19 protein-coding genes and 1 pseudogene are annotated in these 18,394 nt (G+C 55.3%); 11 read left to right on the top strand and 9 right to left on the bottom strand.

The genetic code is table 11. The annotated features are described in order from the left end of the window. Nucleotides 1–101 precede the first annotated feature (101 nt). Together B3511_RS11805 and cutC are read left to right on the top strand one after the other, a co-directional pair. A complete protein-coding gene (locus B3511_RS11805) occupies nucleotides 102–662 on the top strand; it encodes a VOC family protein (RefSeq protein ID WP_286782474.1) in 561 nt (186 codons plus the stop codon). Nucleotides 663–747: 85 nt separating this feature from the next. Further along, on the top strand, nucleotides 748–1,491 hold the full coding sequence (cutC, locus tag B3511_RS11800) for a copper homeostasis protein CutC (RefSeq protein WP_286782472.1): 744 nt from the start codon (nucleotides 748–750) through the stop codon (nucleotides 1,489–1,491). A gap of 145 nt (nucleotides 1,492–1,636) precedes the next feature. Here cutC and cmoB read toward each other — a convergent pair whose 3' ends face one another. From cmoB to B3511_RS11775, 5 genes and pseudogenes are all read right to left on the bottom strand, one after another. Continuing rightward, nucleotides 1,637–2,608: a tRNA 5-methoxyuridine(34)/uridine 5-oxyacetic acid(34) synthase CmoB gene (gene cmoB / locus B3511_RS11795; protein ID WP_207291970.1), complete on the bottom strand. Its 972-nt coding sequence runs from the start codon at nucleotides 2,606–2,608 to the stop codon at nucleotides 1,637–1,639. Then, entirely contained in the window at nucleotides 2,605–3,348 is a 744-nt protein-coding gene (cmoA, locus tag B3511_RS11790) for a carboxy-S-adenosyl-L-methionine synthase CmoA (protein ID WP_040075113.1), read from the bottom strand. Before cmoA ends, cmoB begins: the two co-directional genes overlap by 4 nt. Nucleotides 3,349–3,388: 40 nt before the next feature. Beyond that, a complete protein-coding gene (locus tag B3511_RS11785) occupies nucleotides 3,389–3,784 on the bottom strand; it encodes an MAPEG family protein (RefSeq protein WP_040075115.1) in 396 nt (131 codons plus the stop codon). 50 nt (nucleotides 3,785–3,834) lie between these two features. Next, on the bottom strand, nucleotides 3,835–4,653 hold the full coding sequence (locus tag B3511_RS11780; RefSeq protein ID WP_040075117.1) for a DUF72 domain-containing protein: 819 nt from the start codon (nucleotides 4,651–4,653) through the stop codon (nucleotides 3,835–3,837). After that, nucleotides 4,650–5,216, bottom strand: a pseudogene (locus tag B3511_RS11775) (hydrolase). The gene B3511_RS11780 and the pseudogene B3511_RS11775 overlap by 4 nt, the downstream one beginning before the upstream one ends. A 264-nt stretch (nucleotides 5,217–5,480) precedes the next feature. Between B3511_RS11775 and aspS the strand changes: the two are divergent. The 6 genes from aspS (at nucleotide 5,481) to ruvB (ending at nucleotide 10,734) form a co-directional block, all read left to right on the top strand. Then, nucleotides 5,481–7,253 carry an aspartate--tRNA ligase gene (aspS, locus tag B3511_RS11770; protein WP_207291967.1) on the top strand — a complete coding sequence of 591 codons (1,773 nt, stop codon included), beginning with the start codon at nucleotides 5,481–5,483 and terminating at the stop codon, nucleotides 7,251–7,253. A gap of 1 nt (nucleotide 7,254) precedes the next feature. Continuing rightward, nucleotides 7,255–7,698: a dihydroneopterin triphosphate diphosphatase gene (gene nudB / locus B3511_RS11765; RefSeq protein WP_040075121.1), complete on the top strand. Its 444-nt coding sequence runs from the start codon at nucleotides 7,255–7,257 to the stop codon at nucleotides 7,696–7,698. A 27-nt stretch (nucleotides 7,699–7,725) separates the two neighbouring features. Continuing rightward, entirely contained in the window at nucleotides 7,726–8,466 is a 741-nt protein-coding gene (locus B3511_RS11760; protein ID WP_040075122.1) for a YebC/PmpR family DNA-binding transcriptional regulator, read from the top strand. A gap of 34 nt (nucleotides 8,467–8,500) precedes the next feature. Continuing rightward, nucleotides 8,501–9,022: a crossover junction endodeoxyribonuclease RuvC gene (gene ruvC / locus B3511_RS11755; RefSeq protein ID WP_040075124.1), complete on the top strand. Its 522-nt coding sequence runs from the start codon at nucleotides 8,501–8,503 to the stop codon at nucleotides 9,020–9,022. An 81-nt stretch (nucleotides 9,023–9,103) separates the two neighbouring features. Beyond that, on the top strand, nucleotides 9,104–9,715 hold the full coding sequence (gene ruvA / locus B3511_RS11750) for a Holliday junction branch migration protein RuvA (protein WP_040075126.1): 612 nt from the start codon (nucleotides 9,104–9,106) through the stop codon (nucleotides 9,713–9,715). 8 nt (nucleotides 9,716–9,723) lie between these two features. Continuing rightward, entirely contained in the window at nucleotides 9,724–10,734 is a 1,011-nt protein-coding gene (gene ruvB, locus B3511_RS11745; protein ID WP_040075127.1) for a Holliday junction branch migration DNA helicase RuvB, read from the top strand. Nucleotides 10,735–10,773: 39 nt separating this feature from the next. On the opposite strand, the gene znuB is transcribed toward ruvB, so the two are convergent. Next, complete coding sequence (gene znuB / locus B3511_RS11740) at nucleotides 10,774–11,559, bottom strand: zinc ABC transporter permease subunit ZnuB (RefSeq protein ID WP_040075128.1); 786 nt, start codon at nucleotides 11,557–11,559, stop codon at nucleotides 10,774–10,776. Next, nucleotides 11,556–12,311: a zinc ABC transporter ATP-binding protein ZnuC gene (gene znuC, locus B3511_RS11735; protein WP_040075130.1), complete on the bottom strand. Its 756-nt coding sequence runs from the start codon at nucleotides 12,309–12,311 to the stop codon at nucleotides 11,556–11,558. Before znuC ends, znuB begins: the two co-directional genes overlap by 4 nt. A 77-nt stretch (nucleotides 12,312–12,388) precedes the next feature. Here znuC and znuA point away from each other — a divergent pair, with 77 nt between their 5' ends. The 3 genes from znuA to lpxM all read left to right on the top strand — a co-directional run bounded on the left by znuA (nucleotide 12,389) and on the right by lpxM (nucleotide 15,758). After that, nucleotides 12,389–13,333, top strand: a complete 945-nt coding sequence (gene znuA / locus B3511_RS11730; RefSeq protein ID WP_286782466.1) for a zinc ABC transporter substrate-binding protein ZnuA — start codon at nucleotides 12,389–12,391, stop codon at nucleotides 13,331–13,333. Between the two features lie 15 nt (nucleotides 13,334–13,348). Next, complete coding sequence (gene mepM, locus B3511_RS11725) at nucleotides 13,349–14,668, top strand: murein DD-endopeptidase MepM (RefSeq protein WP_286782464.1); 1,320 nt, start codon at nucleotides 13,349–13,351, stop codon at nucleotides 14,666–14,668. Nucleotides 14,669–14,786: 118 nt separating this feature from the next. Further along, the gene (gene lpxM / locus B3511_RS11720; protein ID WP_040075134.1) at nucleotides 14,787–15,758 is read left to right on the top strand and encodes a lauroyl-Kdo(2)-lipid IV(A) myristoyltransferase; all 972 of its coding nucleotides are present in this window, start codon (nucleotides 14,787–14,789) and stop codon (nucleotides 15,756–15,758) included. A 46-nt stretch (nucleotides 15,759–15,804) separates the two neighbouring features. On the opposite strand, the gene pyk is transcribed toward lpxM, so the two are convergent. Further along, nucleotides 15,805–17,247 carry a pyruvate kinase gene (gene pyk, locus B3511_RS11715; RefSeq protein WP_046885108.1) on the bottom strand — a complete coding sequence of 481 codons (1,443 nt, stop codon included), beginning with the start codon at nucleotides 17,245–17,247 and terminating at the stop codon, nucleotides 15,805–15,807. Nucleotides 17,248–17,355: 108 nt separating this feature from the next. Next, nucleotides 17,356–18,225, bottom strand: a complete 870-nt coding sequence (locus tag B3511_RS11710; RefSeq protein ID WP_046885109.1) for a MurR/RpiR family transcriptional regulator — start codon at nucleotides 18,223–18,225, stop codon at nucleotides 17,356–17,358. Nucleotides 18,226–18,394 lie beyond the last annotated feature (169 nt).

Below are 18,394 nucleotides of genomic sequence, written 5' to 3'. Positions count from 1 at the left end.
TGCAATTGCCTCTTGCCGTCAGCACCGGACAAATCAGCGGTTGGTGGGCGGCGCGCAACAGAGTAAATTAACCGTTTTGTACGATAGGACGAGTAATAATAATGGCGAACTGGCAATCCATTGACGAACTGCAGGACATCCGCACCGACCTGCCGCGCTTTACCCGCGATTTTCACGCGCTGACTCAACGCCTGGGGCTGGAGATCGCTCCGCTGGCGGCAGACCATATCTCCCTGCGCTGTCACCAGAATGCCACCGCCGAGCGCTGGCGTCGAGGTTTTGAGCAGTGCGGCGAGCTGCTCTCAGAAAACATCATTAATGGCCGCCCAATCTGCCTGTTTAAACTGCATGAGCCCGTCTGCGTCGCCCACTGGCAATTTGAGGTGGTGGAGCTGCCATGGCCGGGTGAGAAGCGCTATCCACATGAAGGGTGGGAGCACATTGAGATCGTTCTGCCCGGCGACCCCGACGGCCTGAATGCCCGCGCGCTGGCGCTGCTCTCTGACGAGGGGTTAAGCCAGCCGGGGATTTTTGTGAAATGCAGTTCACCCAAAGGGGAGCGCGAGCGCCTGCCGAATCCCACCCTGGCGGTGACGGACGGTAGCGTGACGGTGAAGTTTCACCCCTGGACTATCGAGCAGATCGTCGCCAGCGAAGCATAACGCGTAGAAGTTTGTGAGCGACCGCCGTGTCCGGCCTGTTCGGGCATGGCATGATGCCGTATTCATGATGTTTTAAGGAGGAATCATGGCAGTGCTGGAGATCTGCTGTTACAGCATGGAGTGCGCCGTGACCGCACAGCAACAGGGGGCCGATCGCATCGAACTCTGCGCGGCACCGAAAGAGGGGGGCTTAACCCCCTCTTATGGCGTACTGAAATCGGTGCGTGAGACCGTCACTATTCCGGTTCATCCCATCGTCCGTCCCCGCGGCGGCGATTTCTGTTACAGCTCAGGCGAGCTGAGCGCCATGCTGGACGATGTGGCGCATATCAACGCGCTGGGCTTTCCGGGGGTGGTGATTGGCCTGCTCAATGAAGATGGCGAAGTCAATATGCCGGCAATGCGCCAGTTGATGGCGGCTGCGAAGGGGATGGCGGTAACATTTCATCGCGCCTTCGATATGTGTGCCGATCCACGACAAGCTTATGAAAAGCTGGCGGAACTCGGCGTCACACGGATCCTCACCTCGGGGCAGCAAGCATCCGCAGAAAAAGGTCTTTCATTAATTACGGAACTTAATGGCCGATCTGGTGTTCCAATAATCATGGCAGGGGCAGGCGTGCGCGCCGGCAATCTGCATAAGTTTCTCGACGCAGGGGTGAAGGAGCTGCATAGCTCAGCGGGTAAATGGATACCCTCGCCCATGCGTTATCGCAATACAGGGTTGTCTATGTCGACGGATGCCGAGGCGGATGAGTACTCCCGCTATAGCGTTGATGGAGAGTCGGTTGCGGTAATGAAAGCGATTATTGACCGTTATCACGTGTAGCAACGTTTTTACCGCCGCATCATGTCGCCCAATATGATGCTTCTTTGTACCAGGCCCCTGCCTTTTACACAGGGGCCTTTTTTTCTCCTGCATATTTCAGGCCGCAGCGGCGTTAGCCGCCTCGCTTGCCCTGATTGAGGAGAGATTACGGCTTCGTTGCAATCAGTACTGCACGCATCGGCGCAGGATAGCCTTCCACCGTTTTGCTCTGGTCAGCCGGATCCAGGAACTGCTCCAGCGACTCAGTAATCATCCAGTCGGTACGACGCTGCTCTTCGGTCGAGGTTACGCAGACGTCGGCGATACGCACATCCACGAAGCCGCACTTCTCAAGCCAGTTTTTCAGCGCCAGCGCGGATGGAATGAAATAGACATTTCGCATCTGTGCGTAGCGGTCGCCTGGCACCAGCACCGCGTTCTCATCACCTTCAATTACCAGTGTTTCCAGCACCAGTTCACCCCCGTTGACCAGCTGATCTTTCAGCTGCCACAGATGTTCCAGCGGGGAGCGACGGTGGTAAAGCACCCCCATCGAGAAGACCGTATCGAAGGCTTTCAGGGCAGGCAGTTGTTCAATACCCAACGGCAACAGATGCGCGCGCTGATCGTTACCCAACAGTTTTCGCACCGCTTCGAACTGACAGAGGAACAGCTGCATAGGATCGATACCGACCGCAAGATGCGCGCCGGCGCCAATCATGCGCCACAGGTGATAGCCGCTACCGCAGCCCACGTCAAGAATGGTGCGGCCTGACAGGTCAGACAGGTGCGGCAAAACGCGATCCCACTTCCAGTCAGAACGCCATTCGGTATTAATGTCCACCCCATAGAGCGAGAAGGGCCCTTTACGCCAGGGCATCAGGTTACGGAGCAGGGTTTCGATCCGGTTCGTCTGCCCGGCGCTTAACGGCGTTTCGCTCTCTGCCGTAACGCTGTGCAGCAAGTCGAGACGGTAAGGCGTAAGCTCAGGCAAAAACTCCACCGCGTTAGACCACTGCTTTAACAAGCCATGCTGCTGGTCGCGCTGCCAGGTGGCGATTTGAGCGGGCAGGGTCTCCAGCCAGTGGGAAAGGTGATTCTTTGCAATCAGCTGATAAAAATTACTGAATTCAATCATGCCGCTTCGCCGCCTTTCAGTGCCACCAGAGAGCCAAAGTTAAAACACTGGAACCACAGCTCGCTATGCTCAAAACCTGCGCTGCGCAGGCGAGCCTTATGCGTTTCGACCGAATCGGTCAGCATCACATTTTCCAGCATGCTACGTTTCTGGCTGATCTCCAGCTCGCTATAGCCGTTGGCACGTTTAAAATCGTGGTGCATGTTGAACAGCAGTTCACCGACGTTGGCATCTTCGAAGCTAAATTTCTCTGACAGCACCAGGGCGCCGCCCGGGTTAAGCCCCTGATAGATCTTATTCAGCAGCAGCTGACGATCGGCGGGCTCTAAAAACTGCAGCGTAAAGTTCAGTACCACCATGGAGGCATTATGAATTTCGATATCACGGATATCGCCCTCAATGACCTCCACCGGCGTGGAGGCTTTCCAGGCGTCGATGTGGCGGCGACAGCGCTCAACCATGGCCGGGGAATTATCCACGGCGATAATTTTGCAGCCTGGCTGATTAACGTTACGACGAACCGACAGCGTAGCCGCGCCCAGCGAGCAACCCAGATCGTATACCTGCGTGTCAGGCTGAACAAAACGCTCCGCCAGCATGCCGATCATGGAGATGATATTAGAGTAACCGGGCACTGAGCGCTGAATCATATCCGGGAAGACTTCAGCCACCCGTTCATCAAAGGTCCAGTCGCCCAGACTGGCGATAGGCGCAGAAAAAAGCGTGTCGCGATCTGACATAACGTTAAAATCCGGGAAAAATAAAGGGGCGTATTGTGCGCTAATGCAGGGAGAAAACCAACTCCCACGGCATATACCAGAGGTTAGCCAGCACCATCAGCAAAAGCGAACACCAGGTGGCGCTCATGCCTGAGCGACGCCAGCGGAACAACCGATTGTGAAAGCCGTAGTAATGCATCAGGCGACCGGCAATCAGCAACAAACCGCAAACGTGCACCATCCACGTCTCAGCGCCGTTCATTTCCATAAAAAGCAGCATGATCAGGGCAACCGGGATGTACTCCACGGCATTCCCATGCACACGAATCGCGCTTTGCAGCTCAGAAAACCCACCGTCGCCCCAGGAGACGCGATACATCATCCGCAGACGCACAACATCGAACGAAAACTTAATTAACAGTAACGCACCCAAAACCGCATACAGCGCGCTGACCATACAAACTCCCTGTTATCTGGCAGATGGCACTTCTATGATAGGGGGTGCGGCTAGAAAAGAGAAGATTGTTGTGGGATGGCAGGGGCAGGACCCAGGCCCGGAAGCGCGTCCTGCAAGGCCTGCCAGAGAGCATCGACCAGTTCAGGGGCCTGGGCAATATCCGGGGTATGCAGAAACAGATAGGGGGTGGTGGTCTGCTGCCATTTCGCTAATGTTTGCAGCCAGACGGCGAACATCTGCTGGTTTTGCTGCATATTATCGCTGCCGATAAAGCGCACCATCGGGTTGCTGGCGGTCACCACGGCATGCACCGGCACCTTCGGTTTTTTCCGCTGGGCGTCGATAACGGCTTCACTGTGAGGTACGGCACTGTGTACGGGACGACTGTCGAGGATCACGCGATTCACGCCGCGCTCATGTAACCCCCGGTTGAGCGCCTTTTCCGTCTCGCCTTTATTAAAGAACGCAGGATGGCGCACTTCCACTCCGTAAGTAAAGGCTTTGGGCAGGGTATCGAGAAAGTGCCACAGCGCCGGCAGCCCCTGCGGGCCAAATGTTGCCGGGAGCTGGAGCCAGTATTGACCGATACGGTTCGCCAGGGGATCCATACGGGTAAAAAATTCCGCTGTAAGATCGTCGCAGTTGCGCAGTGCAGCGGTGTGTGAAATGGTGGATGGAAACTTGAAGCAAAAGCGGAAATCATCGGTCGTCTGCTCACGCCAGCGTTCAACAATCTCCGCCCGGGGCAGGGCGTATAGCGTCGTATTGCCCTCCACGCAGTTAAAGTGGCGAGCATATTCCTCAAGGCTGGTGATACCCAGCCGCACCCATTTCGGGTGCGACCATTGGGGCAGGCCCAGATAGATCATAACGCGCTAAGGATCTCGTCGGTGCTACGCACGCGGCCAATGCGCGGGAAGATGTTCGTCATGCTGCCCTGGTGTTGATCTGCTGAGGCGGCACTGCAGGCGTCTTCGGCGATAATCAGGTTAAAGCCCATCTCCCAGGCATGACGTGCGGTTGATTCCACTCCGATGTTGGTGGAGATGCCGCACAGAATAATGGTGTCGATACCGCGACGACGCAGCTGCAGTTCCAGATCTGTGCCGTAGAATGCGCCCCACTGGCGTTTGGTCACCTCGATATCACTGTCACGTTTACCCAGTGCAACCGGGTAAGTCCACCAGTTATCGGACAGGGCGTGCGCCGGAGCCTGCGCATCTACCGGTTGTTTCAGCGCTTCGGCAAAATCGGCAGACCAGCCGACGCGTACCATCACTACCGGTGACCCGCTGGCCCGGCACTTGTCGGCCAGACGCGCACTACGACTGACCACATCGTCCGCCGTGTAAGGACCTCAGGCGAACGGCAGGATCCCTTCCTGTAAATCAATCACGACAAGGGCGGTTTTGGTGGCGTCGAGATTCAACATAATTTCTCCAGTCAAATAAATAGCTTCGCTACACCTTACGCTGTGGAGGCCTGTTCCAGGTCTGATATTTTTGTTAATTTTTGTGAGAATATGCAAGATGCGAGCAGCAATCGCGCTTCTGGCCGTGCTTCGCTCTTATCGTCCGGCGGAATTTCCAGTATAATAGCCGCCTTTTTTCATCCAGTTGTGACATACAAAAAGCTGCGACATAGTAGCCTGCATCACAGGCAACATTTAGCCGTCGGCTAAGTTAAGGGATATCTCATGCGTACAGAATATTGCGGGCAGCTGCGTCAGACCCATGTCGGGCAGCAGGTTACCCTGTGTGGTTGGGTCAACCGTCGTCGTGATCTTGGTAGCCTTATCTTTATCGATTTGCGCGACCGTGAAGGCATTGTGCAGGTGTTCTTCGATCCGGATCGCGCGGATGCGTTAAAACTGGCCTCTGAACTGCGTAATGAGTTCTGCATTCAGGTCACCGGTACCGTGCGTGCGCGCGACGAGAAAAACGTCAACGCGGAGATGGCAACGGGGGCAGTAGAAGTGCTGGCGTCCGATCTGGTTATCATTAACCGCTCAGAGTCGCTGCCGCTCGACTCCAACCACGTCAATACTGAAGAAGCGCGTCTGAAATACCGTTACCTGGATCTCCGTCGCCCGGAGATGGCTCAGCGCCTGAAAACGCGCGCCAAGATCACAAGCCTGGTGCGTCGCTTTATGGACGATCACGGTTTCCTCGATATCGAAACCCCGATGCTGACCAAAGCGACCCCGGAAGGCGCGCGTGACTACCTCGTTCCTTCCCGCGTCCATAAAGGCAAATTCTACGCGCTGCCGCAGTCCCCTCAGCTGTTTAAACAGCTGCTGATGATGTCAGGCTTCGATCGTTATTATCAGATTGTAAAATGTTTCCGCGACGAAGACCTGCGTGCTGACCGCCAGCCTGAATTTACCCAGATCGACGTCGAAACCTCCTTCATGACGGCTGAACAAGTGCGTGAAGTGATGGAAGCGCTGGTGCGCGGTCTGTGGCAGGACGTGAAAGGTGTCGATCTCGGCGACTTCCCGATCATGACCTTCGCCGAAGCAGAGCGTCGTTACGGTTCCGATAAGCCAGACCTGCGTAACCCAATGGAGCTGGTGGACGTGGCGGACCTGGTGAAAGAGGTTGAGTTTGCGGTATTCGCGGGCCCGGCTAATGATGCAAAAGGTCGCGTGGCTGCCCTGCGTGTACCAGGTGGTGCCGCACTCAGCCGCAAGCAGATCGACGATTACGGCAACTTTATTAAGATTTACGGGGCCAAAGGGCTGGCGTACATCAAAGTAACCGAGCGGGCGAAAGGCATCGAAGGGATCACAAGCCCCGTGGCGAAATTCCTGAACGCTGACATCGTGGAAGCGATCCTCGCGCGTACAGACGCACAAGATGGCGATATGATCTTCTTCGGCGCGGACAACAAGAAAGTGGTTGCCGACGCGATGGGCGCACTGCGTCTGAAAGTTGGCAAAGACCTGAACCTGACCGACGAATCCAAATGGGCGCCGCTGTGGGTAATTGACTTCCCGATGTTTGAAGACGACGGCGAAGGCGGCCTGACCGCGATGCACCACCCGTTCACCGCACCGAAAGAGATGACCGCAGACGAGCTGAAAGCTGCGCCGGAAACGGCCATTGCCAACGCCTACGATATGGTTATTAACGGTTATGAAGTGGGCGGCGGTTCCGTGCGTATTCACCGCGGTGAAATGCAGCAGACGGTGTTCGGTATCCTCGGCATTGAAGAGCAAGAGCAGCGCGAGAAGTTTGGCTTCCTGCTGGACGCCCTGAAATACGGTACGCCGCCGCATGCAGGTCTGGCCTTCGGTCTCGACCGTCTGACCATGCTGCTGACCGGTACTGATAACATCCGTGATGTTATCGCCTTCCCGAAAACCACCGCCGCGGCCTGTCTGATGACGGAAGCGCCAAGCTTCGCCAACCCGACCTCTCTGGCTGAGCTCGGCATCGAAGTGGTGAAAAAGGAAGAGAAAAACTGATATGGCATACAAGCGTCCCGTTTCTGTCTTAGTTGTCATTTATGCCCAGGACACGAAGCGGGTGCTGATGTTGCAGCGGCGCGATGATCCCGCTTTTTGGCAGTCGGTTACCGGCAGCCTGGAGGCGGGAGAAACCGCGCTGCAGGCCGCCGCGCGCGAAGTAAAGGAAGAGGTCGCCATCGATGTTGCTTGCGAGCAACTGACCCTGAAGGACTGTCAGCGCACGGTGGAGTTTGAAATTTTTAGCCATTTACGTCATCGCTATGCGCCGGGTACCGAGCGCAATACAGAATCCTGGTTCTGTCTCGCGCTCCCCCGCGAACGGGAGATTGTGTTCACCGAACACCTGACCTACCGCTGGGTCAATGCGACGGAAGCCGCTGCACTGACCAAGTCGTGGAGCAACCGGCAGGCGATTGAAGAATTTGTAATTAACGCTGCCTGAGAAGGCGCGATTTTTGGAGAACTTTTTATGGCAGGTCATAGTAAGTGGGCCAACACCAAACACCGTAAAGCGGCACAGGATGCCAAACGCGGTAAGATCTTTACCAAAATCATTCGTGAGCTGGTAACAGCGGCACGTCTGGGCGGTGGCGACGCGGGTTCTAACCCACGTCTGCGTGCCGCTATTGATAAAGCGCTGTCCAACAACATGACGCGTGACACCCTGAACCGTGCTATTGCACGTGGCGTGGGCGGTGACGAAGACGCGAACATGGAAACCATCATTTATGAAGGTTACGGTCCTGGCGGTACGGCGGTCATGGTGGAATGCCTGTCCGACAACCGTAACCGTACCGTTGCCGAAGTGCGCCATGCGTTCACCAAAACCGGTGGCAACCTGGGTACCGACGGCTCCGTGGCTTACCTGTTCAGCAAAAAAGGCGTCATCTCCTTCGAAAAAGGCGACGAAGACGTGATTATGGAAGCTGCGCTGGAAGCGGGTGCGGAAGATGTCGTAACCTTCGATGACGGTGCTATCGACGTTTATACCGCGTGGGAAGAGATGGGTGCCGTGCGCGATGCGCTGGAAGCGGCTGGCCTGAAAGCGGACAACGCTGAAGTCTCTATGATCCCGTCTACCAAGGCCGACATGGATGCGGAAACTGCACCAAAACTGCTGCGTCTGATCGACATGCTCGAAGACTGCGACGACGTGCAGGAAGTGTATCACAACGGTGAAATCTCTGATGAGGTTGCAGCGACGCTCTGATGAGAGCGTGTAAACCCATTACAGGAGAGGCGTGATGTCGATTATTCTTGGGATTGACCCTGGCTCACGCATCACCGGGTATGGCGTTATTCGTCAGGTGGGACGCCAGTTAACCTATCTCGGCAGCGGTTGTATCCGCACCAAAGTGGACGATCTCCCGTCACGCCTGAAGCTGATCTACGCAGGCGTGTCGGAGATCATCACTCAGTTCCAGCCCGACTATTTCGCCATTGAGCAGGTTTTTATGGCGAAAAACGCCGACTCGGCGTTAAAGCTCGGTCAGGCACGCGGTGTCGCCATCGTGGCGGCGGTGAACCAGGACTTGCCGGTATTTGAATACGCGGCGAGGCAGGTCAAGCAGACGGTGGTGGGTATAGGTAGCGCGGAGAAAAGCCAGGTGCAACATATGGTGCGCACTCTGCTAAAGCTCCCCGCTAATCCGCAGGCCGACGCCGCCGATGCGCTGGCCATTGCGATTACGCATTGCCATATTAGCCAGAACGCCGTGCAAATGAGCGAGTCGCGGCTCAATCTGGCGCGAGGCAGGTTACGATAATGACAAATCAGGCTGGATGTTTATCCAGCCTTTTTTTATTATGGCAGCAGAAATTTTTAGCCCTTAACGCAGGAGCGTCACGTGATAGGCAGACTCAGAGGCATCATCATTGAAAAACAACCCCCGTTAGTACTGCTCGAAGCGGGAGGCGTGGGCTATGAAGTCCATATGCCGATGACCTGCTTCTACGAACTGCCGGACGCAGGCAAAGAGGCGATTGTCTTTACTCAGTTTGTGGTGCGAGAAGACGCTCAGCTTCTGTATGGCTTTAATAACAAACAAGAACGTACCCTGTTCCGCGAACTGATTAAAACCAACGGCGTCGGACCGAAGCTGGCCCTGGCTATTTTATCCGGCATGTCAGCCCAGCAGTTTGTGAATGCCGTGGAGCGCGAAGATCCTGCGGCGCTGATTAAACTTCCGGGCATCGGGAAGAAAACCGCGGAGCGTCTGATCGTTGAGATGAAAGATCGCTTCAAAGGGCTGCATGGCGACCTGTTCACGCCGGCGGCAGATCTGGTGCTTACTTCTCCGGGCTCACCTGTAACCGACGATGCCGAGCAGGAAGCGGTTGCCGCGCTGGTGGCGCTGGGCTATAAACCTCAGGAAGCGAGCCGCATGGTGAGTAAAATCGCGAAGCCGGACGCCAACAGTGAAACTCTGATTCGTGAAGCGCTACGCGCGGCATTGTGAGGTAAAGGATGATTGAAGCAGACCGTCTGGTGTCGGCAGGCAGCGTTCAGACAGAAGATGCAGTGGATCGCGCAATCCGCCCAAAGTTACTGGACGAGTATATTGGCCAGCCTCAGGTTCGTTCGCAAATGGAGATCTTTATCCAGGCGGCGAAACTGCGCGGAGATGCCCTCGATCATCTGCTCATTTTCGGTCCCCCGGGGCTAGGTAAAACCACACTTGCCAATATCGTTGCTAACGAAATGGGGGTGAATCTGCGTACCACCTCTGGCCCGGTGCTTGAAAAAGCGGGCGATCTGGCGGCCATGCTCACTAACCTTGAGCCACATGACGTCTTATTTATCGATGAGATCCACCGCTTATCCCCTGTGGTAGAAGAGGTGCTCTACCCGGCGATGGAGGATTATCAACTCGATATCATGATCGGCGAAGGCCCGGCCGCGCGCTCCATTAAAATCGATTTACCGCCTTTTACCCTTATTGGTGCCACCACCCGTGCGGGATCATTAACCTCACCACTGCGCGACCGCTTTGGCATTGTGCAGCGTCTGGAGTTTTACCAGGTCGCGGATCTGCAGCACATCGTGGGTCGAAGCGCGCGGTACATGGGGCTGGAGATGAGCGAGGAGGGGGCTTTCGAAGTCGCCAAACGCTCCCGCGGAACGCCGCGTATCGCCAACCGATTGCTGCGCCGCGTGCGTGACTTTGCTGAGGTCAAGCACGATGGGACGATCTCATCCGACATCGCTGCCCAGGCGCTGGATATGCTTAACGTCGATGCGGAAGGTTTTGATTATATGGACCGGAAGCTGCTACTGGCGGTGCTGGATAAATTCTTCGGCGGCCCGGTAGGGCTGGATAACCTGGCGGCGGCTATTGGTGAAGAGCGCGAAACGATTGAGGACGTGCTGGAGCCCTATCTGATTCAGCAGGGCTTTTTACAGCGTACGCCGCGTGGGCGAATGGCGACGGTACGGGCGTGGAATCACTTTGGTATCACCCCACCCGCCATGCCGTGAGGCTTCTCCCTCTCCCGGCGGGAGAGGGGCCCTACCCGCCTAGCTGGCGGGTTTTTTCATCATGCTGAATATAAATAACAGCGCCGCGCACAGCACCACCGACGGCCCGGCAGGCGTGTCGTAAAAGGCCGAGAACGTTAACCCGCCCGTAACCGCAACCATCCCCACAACAACGGCGACACCCGCCATTTGCTCCGGCGTGCGGGCAAAACGGCGCGCAGTCGCCGCCGGAATGATCAGCAGCGAGGTGATAATTAATGCCCCGACAAATTTCATTGCCACACCAATAGTAAGCGCGGTGACCAGCATCAGTAACAGCTTCACGCGCTGCAATTTTACGCCATCGACAAAGGCCAGGTCCGGGCTGATGGTCATGGCCAGCAGATTCCGCCATTGCCAGAAGAGGATGGAGAGGACAATAACCACCCCGATGGCGATGGAGATTAAGTCTTCTGGCGTCACGGCCAGCAGGTCGCCAAAGAGATAGGCCATCAGATCGACACGAATATTGGACATCAGGCTGACCACGACCAGGCCCAGGGATAGCGCGCTGTGGGCCATAATTCCCAGCAGGGTATCCACCGCGAGGTGAGGTCGCTTCTCCAGCCAGACCAGACCGGCTGCCAGCAGCAGGGTAACAACGATGACCGCATAGAATGGATTAACATCCAGCAGCAAGCCAAAGGCCACCCCCAGCAGCGAGGCGTGGGCCAGCGTATCGCCAAAGTAGGACATTCGACGCCAGACAACAAACGAACCCAGCGGGCCAGCGGCGCAGGCGAGCATAATCCCGGCCAGCCAGCCGGGCAGTAATAATTCAATCATGAGTGACCATTTCCCCGGCGCAGAACAATTCGTCCTTGCAAATCATGGCGGTGGTTATGTTGATGGCGATAAATACCCAGCTGTTCCGCACCGCGTGGGCCGAACATAGAGATAAATTCCGGGTGCATAGAGACCACTTCCGGGGTACCGGAGCAGCAGATATGGTGGTTGAGACAGAGCACCTCATCGGTTTTGGCCATCACCAGGTGCAGGTCGTGGGAGACCATCAACACGGCGCAATTCAGCTCTTTACGCAGCTGGTCGATGAGATCGTAAAGCGCAACCTGGCCGTTAACATCCACACCCTGCGTCGGCTCATCCAGCACCAGTAGCTGCGGATTATTCAGCAGAGCGCGGGCTAGCAGGACGCGCTGGGTCTCACCGCCAGAGAGTTTTTGCAACGGGGCGTCGATGAGGTGTCCGGCCTGCACGCGTTTTAAAGCGGGAAGGATATCCTCTTTACGCGTATCAGGACGCAACCGCAAAAAGCGATTTACGGTCAGCGGCAGGGTGGAGTCCAGATGTAATTTCTGGGGTACGTAGCCAATGCGCAGCTTTCCATCACGCTTGATGAGCCCTTCGTCCGGTGCTACCAGACCGAGGACCACACGAACCAGCGTGGATTTTCCGGCGCCATTGGGGCCAAGCAACGTCAGTATTCTTCCGGGTTTCAGGCACAAAGAGACGTCAGAAAGGACGCGGCGCTGACCGAAAGAGACCGATACATTTTCGAGAGAAACTAAATTAGTCATGTCAATTTAAGCTTGCAGAAGTCATCGAATGTTATAATATCACATTCCACACACTCATTACGAACAGTAGTCGCATTATGTTACATAAAAATACGCTTCTTTTCGCAGCATTATCCGCTGCGCTGTGGGGTTCCGCAGCACAAGATGTTAACGCCGCCGTTGTCGCTTCGCTTAAACCACTCGGTTTTATCGCCTCCGCCATTGCCGATGGCGTGACCGAGACCGAGGTTTTACTGCCGGATGGCGCTTCCGAACACGATTACTCCTTACGCCCATCTGATGTAAAACGCTTACAAAACGCGGACTTAGTTGTGTGGATTGGCCCTGAGATGGAAGCTTTCATGCAGAAGTCTGCCAGACAGGTCCCTGCGGCTAATCAGGTTGCCATCGCCGATCTGTCTGGTGTTAAACCGCTGCTCATGAAAGGGGCAGAGGACCACGATCACGATCATGGTCACGGCGAGGGTGACGATGAAAATAGTGATGCACATCACCATCATGGCGAGTACAACATGCACCTGTGGCTGTCACCCGAGATAGCGCGGTTGTCTGCGGTTGCAATCCACGAAAAATTAGTGGAACTTATGCCGCAAAGTCGAGCCAAACTAGACGCCAACCTGAAGGATTTTGAGGCACAGCTTGCCGCAACCGATAAGCAGGTAGGTACCGAGCTCGCACCATTGAAAGGTAAAGGATATTTCGTTTTTCATGACGCCTATGGCTATTACGAAAAACATTACGGTCTCACGCCGCTTGGCCATTTTACCGTGAATCCTGTCATTCAGCCTGGTGCGCAGCGTTTACATGAAATCAGAACACAGTTGGTTGAGCAAAAAGCGACCTGCGTTTTTGCTGAGCCACAGTTCAGGCCAGCGGTCGTTGAAGCCGTGGCAAGGGGAACATCCGTGCGCATGGGCACCCTTGACCCGCTAGGAACGAATATCCAGTTGAGCAAAGCGAGCTATTCGCAGTTCCTCAGCCAACTGGCGAACCAGTATGCGAGCTGCCTGAAAGGAGATTAACGAGGAAGTGAATACGTGCAACAGATAGCCCGCTCTGTCGCCCTGGCATTTAATAATTTGCCCCGGCCCCACCGCGTCATGCTGGGGTCGCTTACCGTTCTCACCTTAGCGGTCGCCGTCTGGCGACCCTACGTTTACCACCCGGTTTCGACACCTATCGTTAAAACCATTGAGCTTGAACGAAGTGAAATTCGTTCTTTGCTGCCGGAAGCGAGTGAGCCTATTGACCAGGCCCCCCAGGAAGAGGAAGCCATCCCGCAGGATGAGCTCGATGACAAAACCGCAAACGAAGCCGGTGTCCATGAATACGTCGTTTCGACCGGCGATACCTTAAGCAGCATTCTTAATCAGTATGGCATTGAGATGGGCGAAATCAGCCAGCTTGCTGCCTCCGATAAAGAGTTGCGTAATCTGAAAATTGGCCAGCAGCTCTCCTGGACCCTGACCGATAACGGTGATTTACAACGCCTGACCTGGGAAATGTCCCGTCGTGAAACCCGCACCTACGATCGTACTGCAAACGGTTTCAAGATGAGCAGTGAGATGCAGCAGGGCGAATGGGTGAATAACGCCATTAAAGGCACCGTGGGCGGCAGCTTTGTTGCCAGCGCCCGTGATGCCGGCCTGACGAGCGGTGAAATCAGCTCGGTGATCAAAGCCATGCAGTGGCAGATGGACTTCCGCAAACTGAAAAAAGGCGATGCGTTCTCGGTACTGATGTCCCGCGAAATGCTGGACGGTAAACGTGAGCAGAGCCAGCTTTTAGGTGTCCGACTGCGTTCAGATGGGAAAGATTATTATGCTGTTCGCGCGGAAGATGGCAAATTCTATGACCGCAACGGTACCGGACTGGCGAAAGGCTTCCTGCGTTTCCCGACCGCTAAACAGTTCCGCGTCTCCTCTAACTTCAACCCACGCCGTCTGAACCCGGTAACTGGGCGTATTGCGCCGCACCGTGGCGTTGATTTCGCGATGCCGCAGGGCACGCCTGTGCTGTCAGTCGGTGATGGCGAAGTGGTGATCGCTAAACGTAGCGGTGCAGCAGGGTACTACGTGGCAGTGCGTCATGGCCGTACTTATACCACCCGCTATATGCACCTGCGTAAACTGCTGGTGAAACCCGGCCAGAAAGTGAAGCGCGGTGACCGTATTGCGCTCTCTGGTAACACGGGTCGTTCTACTGGCCCGCACCTGCACTATGAAGTGTGGATCAACCAGCAGGCGGTTAACCCATTAACGGCGAAACTGCCGCGTACCGAAGGGTTGACCGGTAAAGACCGCACCGATTACCTGGCGCAGGTGAAACAGGTGCTGCCACAACTCAGCATCGATTAATTTCTCTGCTGACAAAGCCGGTACAGTGACTGTGCCGGCTTTTTCTTTTGTGCGTTACGCACTGCCTCGCTAAACTATCTCATTATTCTTTTCAGCGTCACCCGCCACTGGAAAAAGCATGGAAACCAGAAAAAACAATATTGAATACATTCCTGAGTTTGAGAAAGACTTTCGCCATCCGCGCCACTGGGGCGCCTGGATCGGTGTTTTTGCATTTGCGGGCCTGGCGCTGACTCCGGCCGCGTTTCGCGATCCGCTATTGGGAGCGGTAGGGCGTCTGGCGGGAAAGTTTGGTAAAAGCGCGCGTCGTCGCGCGCAGATTAACTTGCTCTACTGCTTCCCCGAAAAGAGTGAAGCAGAGCGTGAAGCCCTCATTGACGACATGTTCACGACTGCTCCGCAGGCGATGGCGATGATGGCAGAGCTGGCGATGCGCGGCCCAAAAAAGCTGGAAAAGCGCGTTGACTGGAAAGGGCTGGAGATTATCGACGAGCTGCGTCGTCATGACGAAAAGGTCATCTTTCTGGTGCCGCACGGCTGGGGCGTCGATATTCCTGCGATGCTGATGGCATCCCAGGGGCAGAAGATGGCGGCAATGTTCCACAATCAGGGAAACAAGGTCTTTGATTACGTCTGGAACAGCGTCCGACGCCGCTTTGGGGGGCGTCTGCATGCTCGTAATGATGGTATCAAACCTTTCATTCAGTCCGTGCGTCAGGGCTACTGGGGATACTATCTTCCCGATCAGGATCACGGCCCTGAGCACAGTGAGTTCGTCGATTTCTTTGCGACCTATAAAGCTACGTTACCGGCAATTGGCCGCCTGATGAAAGTATGTCGCGCGCGTGTGGTGCCGCTGTTCCCTATTTACGATGGCAAGACCCACCGTCTGACTATAGAAGTGCGCCCGCCGATGGATGACCTGATGACCGCTGACGATCACACCATCGCCCGCCGGATGAATGAAGAGGTTGAACTGCTGGTGGGACCGCATCTGGAGCAGTATACCTGGATCCTTAAGTTACTGAAGACGCGTAAGCCGGGGGAGATACAGCCCTACAAACGTAACGACCTCTATCGCAAGAAATAAAAAAAGCCCCGTCAGGGGCTTTTTTAGATCACGATAACGCGACAGATTACTCGACGGTCATGACGCGCGTGGTGTTGGTTGAGCCGATGGTGCTCATCACATCACCCTGGGTCACAATAACGATATCGCCGGAAACCAGGTAGCCTTTGTCACGCAGCAGATTAACGGCATCGTTAGCTGCGGCGACGCCGTCATTATTGCTGTCGAAGTAGACCGGGGTTACACCGCGATAGAGTGCGGTGAGATTCAGGGTACGTTCATGGCGAGACATGGCGAAGATGGGCAGACCAGAGCTGATACGGGATGTCATCAGCGCGGTACGACCAGATTCGGTCATGGTAATGATAGCGGTTACGCCTTTCAGGTGGTTGGCGGCGTACATCGCGGACATTGCAATTGCCTCTTCCACATTGTCGAACTGAATGTCCAGACGGTGTTTTGAGACGTTAATGCTAGGGATCTTTTCTGCACCCAGACAGACGCGCGCCATGGCCGCTACGGTTTCAGCCGGATACTGACCCGCCGCCGTCTCGGCAGAGAGCATGACCGCATCAGTGCCATCCAGCACGGCGTTGGCGACGTCCATGACTTCCGCACGGGTTGGCATAGGGTTGGTGATCATCGACTCCATCATCTGCGTCGCGGTGATCACGGAACGGTTCAGCTGACGGGCGCGGCGGATGAGCGCTTTCTGGATACCGACCAGTTCCGGGTCGCCAATTTCCACGCCCAGGTCACCACGCGCCACCATCACCACGTCAGAGGCCAGAATGATGTCATCCATCGCATCCTGGCTGCAGACCGCCTCAGCACGCTCAACTTTTGCGACGATTTTCGCATCGCAGCCGGCATCGCGCGCCAGACGGCGAGCATAGTTCAGATCTTCGCCGCAGCGCGGGAAGGAGACGGCCAGGTAATCCACGCCGATCTGGGCCGCGGTAAGAATATCGGCCTTGTCTTTTTCGGTCAGCGCTTCGGCAGAGAGGCCGCCGCCCAGTTTGTTGATCCCTTTGTTGTTAGAAAGCGGGCCGCCAACGGTCACTTCGGTGAAGACGCGCATTCCCTGGACTTCCAGCACTTTCAGCTGAACGCGTCCATCGTCGAGCAACAGAATATCGCCCGGTACCACATCAGCAGGCAGACCTTTATAGTCGATACCCACTTTCTCTTTGTCGCCTTCGCCTTTACCCAGGTTGGCGTCGAGCAGGAATTTATCGCCGATATTGAGGAAAACTTTGCCTTCTTTAAAGGTCGAAACGCGAATTTTCGGTCCCTGAAGATCGCCAAGGATGGCGACATGACGTCCCAGTTTAGCCGCGATCTCGCGGACTTTGTCCGCACGAAGTTTATGATCTTCTGGCGTGCCGTGTGAGAAGTTCATACGTACCACGTTGGCACCTGCAGCGATGATTTTCTCGAGATTATTATCGCGGTCGGTGGCTGGGCCTAAAGTGGTAACGATCTTGGTTCTGCGAAGCCTTCTGGACATGTAATACTCCGTTGACTGAAACAACTTTGGTGTTGCGTGAACATTGATTCGGCGCTCTGTGCAGAAACTTACCGAATAGCGAAAAAAGTAACAACCTTGTTTTAACGATTAGGGCATATCACCCTTTATAAGTAACTCTTTATCAAAACGCGATTCCTTGAGCGCTTCTTTGACCCGCTTCAAGTTATCTCTGAATTTCGCACCGCGACGCAGGGTAAAACCGGTAGCCAGAACGTCGATCACCGTTAACTGCGCCAGACGGGAGACCATCGGCATATAAATGTCGGTATCTTCGGGGACGTCGAGGGTGATCGCCAGGGTGGCTTCCCGCGCCAGCGGTGTCCCAACGGTGGTCAGAGCAATGACCATGGCATCATTTTCGCGCGCGAGTTGCGCCAGCTCAACCAGGCTCTTAGTGCGACCGGTGTGCGAGATTAACACCACCACGTCATCTTCGTTACAATTCATACAGCTCATGCGTTGTAACACGATGTCGTCGGAATAGATAACAGGCACGTTGAAGCGGAAAAATTTGTTCATGGCATCGTGTGCCACCGCAGCGGATGAGCCGAGCCCAAAAAATGCGATTTTCTTCGCCTGGGTAAGCAGGTCTACAGCGCGGTTTACCGACGTCATATCCAGTGACTGGCGCACCTGGTCGAGCGTTGCCATAGCCGACTCAAAGATTTTTGCGGTATAAGCTTCCACGCTATCGTCTTCATCGACATTACGATTTACATAAGGTGTGCCGTTAGCAAGACTCTGAGCCAGATGCAGTTTAAAATCAGGAAAGCCGCGAGTGTCCATGCTGCGGCAGAAACGGTTGACGGTCGGTTCGCTGACCCCAGATCCCTGCGCAAGTGCCGCAATGCTTGAGTGTATGGCCTGAGCGGGGGAGGCGAGAATGACTTCAGCCACTTTTCGCTCGGATTTGCTAAGGTGTTCCAGTTGGAACTGGATTTTTTCCAGCATGTTCATTGTTAACAAGGCGCCCATGGGTGGAAGCGATTTCATTAATACGTGAAATCATGGATCTAATTAGCAAGAATATACGCCTGTGACTTCCGGAAAAGGCAAATCGTGCTGAGAAATGTTGTTGTTTTTTTTCATTACTTGATCGCTGTCGGGTTTTAGCCTCCCGCAGCCA

The sequence above is a fragment of the Leclercia sp. UBA1284 genome, from assembly GCF_002308415.1.
GTDB classification, from domain to species: domain Bacteria; phylum Pseudomonadota; class Gammaproteobacteria; order Enterobacterales; family Enterobacteriaceae; genus Enterobacter; species Enterobacter pneumoniae.
The sequence above is the reverse complement of the archived record's forward strand: the minus strand, read 5'-3'. Positions and strand labels throughout refer to the sequence as shown.